This is a genomic window from Chryseobacterium sp. UF-290 (genome assembly GCF_058245615.1).
Map to the genome: position 1 here is coordinate 1 of NZ_JBSICB010000022.1, position 12,352 is coordinate 12,352.

The 12,352-nt window shown below is 39.2% G+C and carries 7 protein-coding genes; 1 reads left to right on the forward strand and 6 read right to left on the reverse strand.

What is annotated here, in order from left to right; all coding sequences use genetic code 11:
- The 3 genes from AC4IF5_RS18920 to AC4IF5_RS18930 all read right to left on the reverse strand — a co-directional run.
- Nucleotides 1-2,820 (reverse strand): DUF6443 domain-containing protein (locus AC4IF5_RS18920; RefSeq protein WP_490737286.1); only part of this gene is annotated, 2,820 nt, incomplete at its 3' end.
- Nucleotides 2,821-2,836: 16 nt separating this feature from the next.
- Nucleotides 2,837-5,587 carry a hypothetical protein gene (locus AC4IF5_RS18925; protein ID WP_490737288.1) on the reverse strand — a complete coding sequence of 917 codons (2,751 nt, stop codon included), beginning with the start codon at nucleotides 5,585-5,587 and terminating at the stop codon, nucleotides 2,837-2,839.
- Nucleotides 5,588-5,596: 9 nt separating this feature from the next.
- Nucleotides 5,597-7,258, reverse strand: a complete 1,662-nt coding sequence (locus tag AC4IF5_RS18930) for a T9SS type A sorting domain-containing protein (protein ID WP_490737290.1) — start codon at nucleotides 7,256-7,258, stop codon at nucleotides 5,597-5,599.
- Nucleotides 7,259-7,631: 373 nt separating this feature from the next.
- On the opposite strand from AC4IF5_RS18930, the gene AC4IF5_RS18935 reads away from it, so the two are divergent.
- Nucleotides 7,632-8,024: a helix-turn-helix transcriptional regulator gene (locus AC4IF5_RS18935; protein WP_490737292.1), complete on the forward strand. Its 393-nt coding sequence runs from the start codon at nucleotides 7,632-7,634 to the stop codon at nucleotides 8,022-8,024.
- A gap of 112 nt (nucleotides 8,025-8,136) precedes the next feature.
- Here the strand turns inward: AC4IF5_RS18935 and AC4IF5_RS18940 are convergent, their stop codons facing one another.
- The 3 genes from AC4IF5_RS18940 to coaBC all read right to left on the reverse strand — a co-directional run bounded on the left by AC4IF5_RS18940 (nucleotide 8,137) and on the right by coaBC (nucleotide 12,338).
- Nucleotides 8,137-9,786, reverse strand: a complete 1,650-nt coding sequence (locus AC4IF5_RS18940) for a DNA repair protein RecN (protein ID WP_490737294.1) — start codon at nucleotides 9,784-9,786, stop codon at nucleotides 8,137-8,139.
- Between the two features lie 318 nt (nucleotides 9,787-10,104).
- The gene (gene porD / locus AC4IF5_RS18945) at nucleotides 10,105-11,010 is read right to left on the reverse strand and encodes a type IX secretion system protein PorD (RefSeq protein WP_490737296.1); all 906 of its coding nucleotides are present in this window, start codon (nucleotides 11,008-11,010) and stop codon (nucleotides 10,105-10,107) included.
- Nucleotides 11,011-11,132: 122 nt separating this feature from the next.
- On the reverse strand, nucleotides 11,133-12,338 hold the full coding sequence (coaBC, locus tag AC4IF5_RS18950; RefSeq protein WP_490737298.1) for a bifunctional phosphopantothenoylcysteine decarboxylase/phosphopantothenate--cysteine ligase CoaBC: 1,206 nt from the start codon (nucleotides 12,336-12,338) through the stop codon (nucleotides 11,133-11,135).
- Nucleotides 12,339-12,352 lie beyond the last annotated feature (14 nt).

Consider the following 12,352-nt stretch of genomic DNA (forward strand, 5'->3'; position numbering starts at 1 on the left):
TCCGCCTGCAAGATAATACGAAGCGGCTCCGCCAGAACTTATATTCCAGCTCCACGTATCAGGAGCATAAGCTTTTCGACCATCCGGGTCGATAAAGCTCACAGGATTATTTAATGCATAATTATAAGGTGAAAACCTTCTTGTGGTCTCTGCTAATGGATCCACAACGCCCCATCTGCCAATGTCTGCCATATACATTCTGGCGCCATAATCATTCCAACCCGTTTCCGTCTGCAATTCTTTTCCATTATATTGGTAATTGTAAGAAGGATTTCCTGCTAATGCATTGTAACCTTCATGTTTCATCCCGAATGGGTAATAATTGTTCTCTTCAATGATCTCCGTTCCTGAACCGTTTTTCGTGTAGCTTAAACGCACATTTCCCAAGTGATCCGTATAGCTGTAAATATACTTATTATTTTCAAAATTATAATAGCCCTCTGCTGTTGGTACAAACTTTAAAATAAAAGGAGCCGAAGGGTTTGCCAGCGTTGCAACCGCTTCATACTGAAAACCATCTGAATAATCCGTAGTTTTTGAAGCCAGGTATTCGTTTGCCCCGTCTTTATATTGGTGTATTTTTCTCAGCTTAGTACCGTCACTACGATAAGTATATGACGTGTTCACATATCTTGCGCCTCCTCTGCTGGCTACAGCCTGATTAAACTTAATATATTTCGGAAGGTTAAGAAAATTATAATCGATCTGTAAAATGCCCTTATCCTTATGGTCCTTCATATTTCCGTTAGCATCATAAGAAATCGGAGTACCTGAAGTATCGGGGTAGCCGTTATAATTCCCTGAAGCATCAGTAACAGCATTGAGCCTGTTTCCGGTATAATTGTAGGTAAGATCATCAATAAGCTGGACTGCGCCTGAATATAATCCTCCGTTCCTCTGCATGGTGGTTATATTCCCGCTCAGATCGTAGCTTATGATTTCATTAAACCAATCGTTTTGCGGCACAGATGATAATGGCTCGGAATACATTCCTTTTTTAAGCCTTCCCAATCCATCATATGAATAAGAATATCTTCTCAGCACATTGTCTGTTGCTGTTTTCCAGTCTGTTTCAGTAATGGACCCATCATATTTTGTGGAGGTATTATTGGGATTGGTATATTTTATTTCATACCCGAAAAGCTTACCATTAAGATCGGAAGGGTCATTAATCCTGGTAAGTGAGCCCCTGATATTATAGGTATAATCAATGCTTTGCAGGGGTGAAGCCGCAGAGGTTCCGCCTACTTTTTTATTTTTCACCTGGGACAACTCATTATATTCATTCTGTGCCAGGATCTCAACAGGATTGCTTCCTACCTGATGCTTATGGACCAGAAGCCTGTTTTGGCTGTCATATTCAAAAGTCTGGGCAATGACTTTTTCGGGATCTGTATCTAATCTTTTATGATATGCCTTAGTCTGTTTTGGCAAGCCTGCAAAATCCAGCTCGCTCTCCGTTTTCGTATATCCTCCCAGATGATTGATGGAATAGGTTCCTATGGCTCTGGATTTTTCATCATACCAGATATGGCTTTTCGTCCAGCTGTCATCTTCAATATTCTTTACATAAGATGCTGTAGGAAGCCCCTTGGTATTGACGGAAGCTTCCATAGCATCGCTTATGGTATTTTGCCCCATGATCTGTGCCGGCCTGCCGGGACCTCCCTGGGGATAGGTATCATAATAGCTCGCCGAAAGAATCTTTGTGAATGCTGTAGGGTAAGCATTATTGGTATAATAAGCGGTGATTCCTGTGGCATTAAATCCTCCCGTGCTTCTGCTTTCATGAAGTACGGCATTGGCATTTACGCTGTTCTGCTCCGCCTGTCTGCCTTCGCTTCCGTAATTGTGGCTTCCCGTATACGTTCCGGTATACAGCACTCTTCCCAGCTGGTCATATTTGCTGAACAGCCACATCTTCGATGTCCCCATATTGGCATCCTGGGACAGAACCAATCTGTTTACCCTGTCATATACGAAATATTCCCAGCCTTTGCCCGGCATCTTTTTCTCCACCTGTCTGCCTTTGGGATCATATTTATACTGATAGCAAAGCATATCCAGGTTTTCAGGGCTTAATACGGTTTCTACGGCATTAGGGGGAATAACAAAAGCAAGCTGGCCGTATGGGTTATACACATAATAGGTATCTGCATTCCGGGTGCTGCTTAGTTCTTTTCTTACCAGCACTGTATGGCCCAGACCGTTTTTAAACTCAATGGCGGTATTGCCGTCTTCATCGGTCACTGTTGTTTTTATCAGTGTTCCTGTAGGATAGCTGCCTGACAGGGCAATGGTATTTTGGGTAGCACCATTAACCCATGATGTGGAAACAGTATATTTTTTTACCTCTTCGTGGGTAACGGCATTCGCATCATAAGCGAATTTTTTCGGACGGGCTGACCATGCGTTTCCCACCGAATAAACTTGTGTCGGTTTTCCCACAGGGGATTCTTCAACAATAGTTTCGGTATAGATCTTTTCATTTCCATATATCGTAGAAGCGTTATTGAGCGGATCTGTATGTATTCCGCCATTGTTAGTACCCTGCTGCGGTACAGGAAGATAAGATTTCAGCTGTCTTCCGAAAGGGTCATATTCTATCGGTGTGACCACATCTTTCCCGGAAGGGGAAGCTTTAATGCCTATGAGCTGTTTTGGTCTTCCAAGGCCGTCTTTATATTCCACCGATTCTGTTTTCTTACTGCAGTCTTCATTAAGACAGGTTTTGGAATATATATAGTTCTCCGAAGGGGATAGCTGGGCGGATAATGTCTGTGAAAGGACAACAAACAATAATCCTGTATTTTTTATCATATTATGTTTCATGGTATTATTGCTTAAAGTTGTATTGGTTTTCTTTAATTACCTGGGAGGAAGCATTTTTAATTTTTATCAAACGGCTGTAATCGTCATATTCATAGGTTGCTTTCATCCCATTGGGGGATATGGTGTTGGTAATGCCTGTCAACGGATTATGGGTATAGAGGGTGATGATATGATTTTTCAGCTGCTGATCTTTACGCAGGTTTTCCAAAGCAGCCACCAGAGCAGGTTCACCGGCAGGGTTGTCATCATCTGCATCTGAAGCCGTAATGGCTGATGTAACGGCAGGCAGAGAGGCTATATCATTATATTTAGCGCCTACAACCTGTGCAATGGGTAAAGTCTGGTGATACCCCCAGATCGTCGTGGTGGATACTCCTGCTTTATCTGTAGACTGCAACAGATTCCCCTTAGAATCATAAAGATCAAAGGTAACTGATGTTTCAGGGGTCTGGGCCAGATCATAACTGACTATGGATGTGGGATAGAAGTGGGAAGGATTATCATATCTGGTTTCCAGCTTAGACATCATTATTCCGTTAACCTTGGTTTCTCCCTCCAAAGCTGCTGATATTATATTTCGGGAAATGAACTTCTGATTGTTTATATCCATAGCATAGCGGATGACAGATTCAGTAATGTTACCTTCAGCATCTGTTGTTTTACTTACCGATTCCTTATGGTTGAAGGGGCTGAAAGTAGTTTCAGCTGTTGTTGTATAATATTGCTGGCTGTCAAAATAGGTTTTATGAGTTTCTTTGGTATATTTCATCCAGGCCGGCATCGTCCTACCGCCACATATGTTATATTCTCCGGTATCCGCCATATTCTCAAACTCATAGTCATAGTCTGAGGATTCCACCATCTGATTTTGCTTATTGTAGATCTCTCTTCTGGCTAAAACTCCTGAAGAGGTAAGATTATAAAAAGGTTTTGAAAGTGTCCCTGAAACATAGTCCATCGGGGTTTTGAAATAATATTTCGTATATCCGTTATGGGAAGAACCTATTTCATCAGTTTCTTTTACATTCTTATATAAAACATACGATGATCCTTCCTCCGTACAGTTTTCATGATGAAAACTATATCCGGTTGAGCTCAGAGGGTTGCTAAAGTCATTATATTCATAGCTTTTGGATTTGGCCAAAGTACCATCGGCATCAAATGACTGAATTCTTTTTACCCTTACTCCTTCAGTGGCAAACTCCATGTTCTTATAGGGTTTTGGCCTGGCTTTCAGACTGTATACTTTAAACATTCCTTTTCCACCTCCTTTGAATTGAATGGTGTAAGCGCCTCCGTCTGTTAATTTATAGGTTACATAAGGACATGAAGGTATTGTAGAGGGAGTAACTCCGTTTCTTTTTATTGTATAATTAAAAATTACATCATGACCATGAATGTCCGTTTCCATATAATCATCCGTCATTTCAAATTGCAAAAAGCTTTCAGAAGGCACCTGAACGGTATAGGTCCTTGTAGTATGAGTATCGACGGAAAATTCATCGGTCTGGCTGTAATACTGATTCTGAGGATCTATAATCATTTTTTTATCAGAATAATCAACCTGCGTCTTATCATTATATACTTCATTAGCTTCAAAATTATATACGATATACCCTTTGGTAGGAAATGTAACTTTTTTAAGATATCCCTGAAGATAATTTTTGGGATTTGCTATGGTATTGTATGACGGGCAGAAAAAACTGTCTCCCCAGGGAGTATATTCCGGCAGATTAAGATTGGTAGTATATTCAAATGAAGTAACTTCCTCCGTCACCAGAGATTTATTCTGTTTTTTGACAGCAGACAGGCTTCTTTTTCCTACAGTCTCTTTTTTTATAGGGTCATAATGACCTAACCCGCCATAAGAAAGCTCATATCTTGAAATCACCCTGTCTTTGGTATCGGTAAGGCTGACATATGAAATGCTGTAAGGATCATTATTATTAAACTCCGTATTATTATCCTCCGATGGATTATAATTATATTCAAATTTTATCTTTCCTGCTCTTGTTGTTATATTGACCAGCTTATTATATTCATATTTCTTTGTGGTAGAAGCCCCCAGATATTTTGTTTTTTTATCATACTGATAGGTTACAATTTCATGATCATTTTCATCCAGAACTTTAGTAAGAACAAAAGCCGATTTATAATTGATATAAGAATGGCTGGGCCTTGCCAAAGCAAAATCATTATCCTGGAAGAAATACTGTAATCCGTTATCGTCTGTTATTTTAAATGAATTGATAATGAATTTTGTATCGGTCGTATTTCTTTCACATTCAATTTTTATTTTTTCTCCTGTAATATTGATAATTGCCATTTGGCCGGTAGCGGCATCCCTGTATACTTTAAACTTTCCGGAATGCCCTGGAACAGAATAATAAAACACATCGGCATTATCAGGTTCCGTATCACTCCAGTTGAGTGTTTCATCCAGCACACCTACAACAGTTCTGGAAATGATACCGGATTTAAACAATGACCAGCCTGATCCTACTTCGCTTCCGGGAATATTATAAGCGGAATTATATACATGATAGGACAGGGCTACACGTGCAGAGATATTTTTATTTCCTGTTTCCAGCTGATATAGCGGAACTCCTACCTCAGGAATTCCCGTTGCAGGTGAAGCAGGGGTATTGATATAGCTTGAAAATGATGATGTCGTAGGCTCAGGAAGCAATGCATTTTGGGCATTGTACTCACCAAAAGCCAACAGAAATACTATGGGTATATATTTTTTTCTCATATCTATGTTTTATTTCTTAATCAGTTTAGCATTTGCTGTTTTATTGGTATCTGTTTTTATGGTCACCAGATAAGCTCCCTGTACCAGAGACTGGGTATTAATCTTAGTCACCTTATTTTTCGTCTTCAGATTCTGGATCTGTCTTCCACTCATATCATACAGCATAATATCAGCTTCCTTGAAATCAAAGCCGATTTCTACATAAGCATAATCAGATACAGGATTCGGGTAGATCCTGATGTCATATTTCTCGATCAGCTGGTCCACTTGCTTATCTCCTAGTTTTACAATCTTCCAGTTCTCCTTTCCTAATTCCGTGGCACTGGTACCAGCCAGAACTATAGATCCATCTCTGTTCAGCTTCAAATCTGAAAGCCTTTCCTCTCTTTGTCTCGATTCTCCACTCACATGCTTCCTCCACTGCTCATTGCCATTCCCATCCACATACAGCATCCAAAATGTCTCATCATTCTTCTCTATTCTTCCCTCAGCATGGGTATAACCCCCTAAAAGAATTCCTTTGGTCAGGTCCTGGTTCCTGGCTCTGGTATCTTGACTCTGAATGGTACTCATACTCATCAGAATATCACGGTTGCCAAAGTTGTAAGATTTCTGCCACTGCTCTTCTCCTCTTTCATTCAAAGCGATCAGCCAAAGGTCTGTGCCTTCTTCTATACCCACGGTTTTATTACCGGATCTTTCTGATCTCGATTCTCCTCCAACAATATATCCGTTTGAAGTCAAGGCCAAAGTTCTGATATGATCATCTCCTTTCCCTCCATAGTTCTTTTCCCATTCTACTTTTCCGTTCTTATCCAGCTTTACGATCCAGTAGTCGCCTTCACCGAAATTGCTGCTGGCTTTTGGCAACTGGCTAATAGCTGTAGAGGTTGCAGATGATAAGTTTCGGTTGGCAGATTGACCGGTCGGAAGTTTGGTCTCTGGATTTCTTACTCCAGAATCACGAACTTCGGAGCTTCTGGAATAAATACCAAGGAGCGCTCCGCCGTCTTTCGTTGGTATCATTTTTTCAACTTCATCCAAACCTTTTCCTCCTAAGATAAGTTGGGATAATTCTTTTCCGTCCTTATCCAGCCTGATGATCCAGGCATCTTTAGAACCATAGCCTTTGGATGAATTCTGTACATTTCCGGCTACAAAGAAGCCCAGATCTGTGGTTTGGATCACTGCTCTGGCTTCTTCATCAGAAGATGTTCCCAAGGTTTTCTGCCATAATTCGTCTCCAAATTCATTAAGCCGGATCAGCCATATGTCAGAGCCTCCTTTGGAATCATCTTTTTTATCCAGACCCTTATTAGAATACGAGGTACCTGAAACTAAAAATCCACCGTCCTGTGTGGTAACTGTTGCCGACAGGTAATCATGATTCTGACCGGAGAAATACTTTTCCCAGACTTCTTCGCCCTGTTGGTTGAGTTTTACCAAATGAAAATCATAACCGTTGTTTTGCTTTTGGCTGTTAGCAGCTGGCGGCTGGCTTTTGCTTTGAATAGAACTGCCCGTGATAAGGTATTGCTGATCGATCGTTGTGGTAACCTGGCTTATAAAATCCTGTGTATTCGATTTAATATCCCGTTGCCATAAAATTTCCTGGGCAGAAACGCCCAAAGTAATGCATAAGAATAGTGCACTTAAGTAATTTTTCTTCATTAATTGTAATTTTTGCGCGAATATAAAAAATGTTAAGAATTCCCACAACAGGGAAAACCCCTATTTTTAACATGGGGATTTTACGGTAAATGAATCTACCCTGATAAATACAATGCTTTCATAAAAATAGGGTTTTAAAGTTTGTACTTCGGTTAACTAATACAAAGCTATGACAGGATAGCGACAGAACCTGTCGTATTTTAAATACATCTTCGTAACTAGAAAAAAAATGGCGTTGAAATAATATTTTTCATCTCTTTGTGAATTTTTAACACCTCAAAATAACTATTTTTTCATGACACCACAACAGATTTTTTTATTCACCTTTATTCGGTTATATTCGAATAATTTCTACATTTGTAAAAAATGCGTTATGGTAAAGGAAAAGTTAATCAGAAAAAGAAACGAAAAGGCTTTCACCCAGAAAGATCTGGCAGAATATCTTAACATCAGCCAGACCCAATACAGCAGAAAAGAAAAAGGGGAAGTAGAAATTTCTGATGAAGAATGGGACAGAATTTCAAAATTATTGGAAACAAACGTTGAAGATATAAGAGAGACTGATCCAAACAAAAATGTTACTAATTATTTTGAGAATACTATTACCAGTAATAATGGAAGTATTAGCGGTAACTATTATTGTAATGTTCCTGAATTCTTATTAGAAAGTCAAAAAGAATTCATTGAGATGCTGAAAAAGGAAATCCAACAAAAAGATGCAGAAATAGAAGCTCTAAGAAAGAGCATTGAAGATCTAGAAAAATAATTACCCGTAAAACCCAATCCCATAATTTTTAATGTACTCAAAGCTGAGATTCTTCATTCCGCTCTCGCTCCATTCAGAATGACAATTAAAATGTATTGAAAGCATCTATCTTTCAGCCAATCAATACTTTTGCCTGTGCTAAAGCGGCTTCTGTAATTTTGCTTCCGGAAAGGAGCTGTGCGATTTCATTCAGCTTTTCATCATCGTTCAGCGGGATGATCGTAGATTGTGTTCTTCCTGAAATATCCTGTTTGATCACTTTATAGTTATCATTTCCTTTAGCAGCAACCTGTGCCAGATGGGAAATAACGATCAGCTGCATGTCTCCGGACATTTCTCTCATGAGGTTTCCGATCTCTTCTGCAACCTTACCTGAAACCCCGGTATCGATCTCATCTAAAATCAGCGTCGGAAGCTCATCGCTTTCTGCAATGATCTTTTTTACGGCAAGCATCACCCTGGACCTTTCTCCTCCGGAAATGGCCGTCTGAATTGGTTTTAACGGGAAACCTGAATTGGCCTGGAACAGCAGTTGGATATTTTCTTTTCCAAAAGGATTAAATTCCGGGGCATCCTGTAATTCTATATCTACTTTGGCCTTTTCAAGCCCAAGTTTTTTAAGAAGTCCTTCCGCTTTTTTTACAAAAACGGGAACATTTTTTTTCCGGTTCTTTGAGAGCTTTTCTGCCAGGGCCTGAAGCGCCTTTTCTTTTTTAGCTATATTTTCTTCTGTTTCAGCGATCTGCGATTCCAGCTCGGAAGCGCCTTTCTGGTCTCCTGCCAGCTGGTTTCGGATCCCGATCAGCTCATTAAGGTCTGAAACATTATGCTTAAGGAATAAAGCATTGATCCTGTTATTAAGATCGGTAAGATATAACAGGTTTTCCGGGTTGATCTCTACCCTGTCCGCCTCGCTTTCCAGCTCGGAAATGATATCTTTCAATTCAACAAAAGAAGTTTCAAATCTTTCATCAAGCTCAGCAAAGCTGGTAGAAACTTCAGAAATCTTTGAAAGCTTATTTTTAGCTTCATTGAAAAAAGAAAGGATTCCGATTTCCTCCTGATGGAAACGGGATAGGATCTGCCCTACATTCTCGGAGATCATTCCTGCATTTTCCTGGATGGAAAGCTGGTTTTGGATATCTTCATAGTCAACATCATCCAGCTTTAATTCTTCCAGCTCATTCAATAAAAATTCTTTGTAATCGCTTTCTTTATTTGTCTCTGAAAGCTGGGTCTTTAATTTTTTAAGCTGCAGTTTCAGGCTCTGAAAGTCTGAAAATTCCTGCTGATATTGCTCAATGACCTTTTTATTTTCAGAAAGTCCGTCAATAATTTTAAACTGATATTCCGACGTAAAGAGATTGGATGTTTCAAACTGGGAATGGATATCGATCAGCTGAGAGGAAAGTTCTCTAAGAATATCCAGCGTCACCGGAACATCATTGATGAATGCCCTGGACTTTCCGGAAGGAAGGATCTCTCTTCTGATAATCGTCTGAAGCTCATAATCCAGATCGTTTTCAATAAAGAACTTTTTAAACTGGTTATTAAGGTCAAACTCAGTTTCCACCACACTTTTTTCCTCAGTCTTTGCAATTGATTTTACATCTGCCCTTTCCCCTAAAATAAGCCGGAGAGCCCCTAAAATAATAGACTTCCCAGCTCCGGTTTCACCGGTTATTACCTGTAAACCATTTTTCAATGATACTTCAAGGGTATCAATCAAGGCAAAATTTTTAATGTAAATTCTCGAAAGCATTGATAATCCGGATTATAATTCAATTTGAATCTGAACTGTAAAAATAAGTTTTTTTAAATGAATTAAGAGCCTGTTTAAATTTGTATTAAAATATTATTTCTCGCTGATTTTGCAAATCTCGCTGATTTGATTTACGAATAATGATCTGCTGAATCTGCAAAATCAGCGGGAAAATAAAAAATAAAGCGTTAAATTAATTAGACAAAATTATTAACAATTAAACTTAAACAGACTCTAAGAGTGTTTCAGGGAACAGAAGTTTTTCCTGTCCCGATATCCCAAGAAAAGTTTTATTGTCTGTTGTTACTTATTAAAAGATTAGATTTTCCACTTATTCCACTTGTTATCAATGTTTTTCGGGGAAAGAGTGATCATGGTCTGTTTTAAATCATTAAGCATAAGCCCTCCATTATTTCCGGAATTGAAAATATTGAAGATCTCATCACTTTTAGTATCCATAAACAAGTTGAAGAAGAAAGCTTGCTGGAATGAGTTTTCATACATTTTCAGCTGCATCAGGGCATCAAAGATTACTTTTTTTCCTGCGGTCTGGTCCTGGTTGAAAAGATTATCCAGTCCTGCTCTGTGATAGGTATAGATCGTGGAACGGAGCTGGCTCCAGTTCGGGTTAAGAATTTCATTGATCAGGATCGTACGGCTTCTCGGCTCATTGATGGTATTCCAGCCTTCATAGTTTCTGTTCTGTGAATTTTGGGCGATCTGCTGAGCTTTGGAAAACCATTGCGTACCTCCCATAGACTGAAAACTGTCCGCATCATACCCCAGAATAAGATAGATATAATAGCTGATCACATCGGTAAGATTTTTACCGGAAAACTGTCTTTCGTTAAAAATAAGATTTTCATTTTCAATATATTCAAAGGCAAATCTCTGATCCTGAAGGTTCAGCAGGGGGGTCTCATAGGTAGTATTATAAACAGGACGTACCGCCTGAATTACGATTGAACCTTTGAACTTATTAACGTCTCTTTCTGCAATAACAATTGCAAATCCACATTTGATTTTTTCAAAATTCTGGAGCTTTTTCCCTGTCCAGCTGGTATTATTAATAAAGTCTCTGAGACTTTTTTCCAACGCTTTAAAAGCCTGCTGGTTACTTCCTCCTATCTGCTGGGAGTTTACCTGCACTGTAGCCAGCAATTCCTGGGAAAAACTTTGGGTATACAGAAAAAACAGAAAAAAGAAACTTATAATTTTTTTCATATGGAGATACTTATTGTTTTTTAAAGGTCATATGTAATCGCATCACCTTCATAGATATTGGTCTTTGTGAATCATAACGATTTCATTGTCTATTAAAAATTGAGAACGGAAATTTATTAAAATTATTTTAAAAGCTGAGATTCAACAAAATTCAGAATGTCTCTTGCGACATCTCCTTTAGACTTCAGGTCAAATTCTTTCTTTTCCGTTTTGGTAAATATTCTGATCTTATTGGTATCATTCTTGAACCCCGCTCCTTCGTCACGCAAAGAATTTAAAACGATCATATCGAGGTTTTTCTTTTCCAGCTTTCCTTTGGCATTTTCTTCTTCATTCTGGGTTTCCAGTGCAAATCCTACCAGGAACTGATGCGTTTTCTTTTCACCCATTGTTTTTAGAATATCCGGATTTTTGACCAGCTCGATGGTAAGGTTTTCATCATTTTTCTTGATCTTTTCCCTGGCCACTTCTTTCGGGGCATAATCAGCTACAGCTGCGCTTGCAATTCCGATATCGATTCCGTCATAAAATTCAAATACTTTTGCCAGCATTTCTTTGGCAGAGGTTACTTTATGCAGCTCTACATTCGGATCATTAAGAGTCTGGGAGCTTGGTCCTGAGATCAGAATGACTCTTGCTCCTCTTTTTGACGCTTCTGCAGCCAGAGAAAAGCCCATTTTTCCGGAAGAATGATTCCCGATGAACCTTACAGGGTCAATGGCTTCATAAGTAGGTCCTGCCGTGATTAAAACAGTTTTTCCTTCAAGGCTTTTTATATGGGTAGCTTCAGTAAAGAAATTTTCAATGGTATTAAAGACAGTTGCCGGTTCTGCCATCCTTCCCTGTCCGATCAGTCCGCTTGCTAATTCTCCGTTTTCTGCCGGGATAATGGTATGTCCGAAGCTTTCTGCCAATTCCAGGTTTTTCCGGGTAGATGGGTGCGCATACATATCCAGGTCCATAGCAGGCACAATGAATACGGGACATTTTGCAGACATATAGGTAGCAATCAACAGATTATCACACATCCCGTGAACCATTTTAGACAAGGTATTGGCCGTACATGGAGCTACAATCATAACATCAGCCCATAACGCCAGCTCTACATGGCTGTTCCAGGTTCCGTTATCACCATAAAAATCTGAATATACAGGTTTTTTTGATAAGGTAGACAAGCTCAGTTTCGTTACAAAATGTTCTGAATCGGGTGTCATAATAACCTGTACTTCAGCTCCTTTTTTAATAAAATCCCTTATCAGAAAATGAATTTTATAGGCTGCAATTCCTCCAGAGACGGCGATCAGTATCTTTTTACCGGAAACACTCATTTAGTTTTAATTTT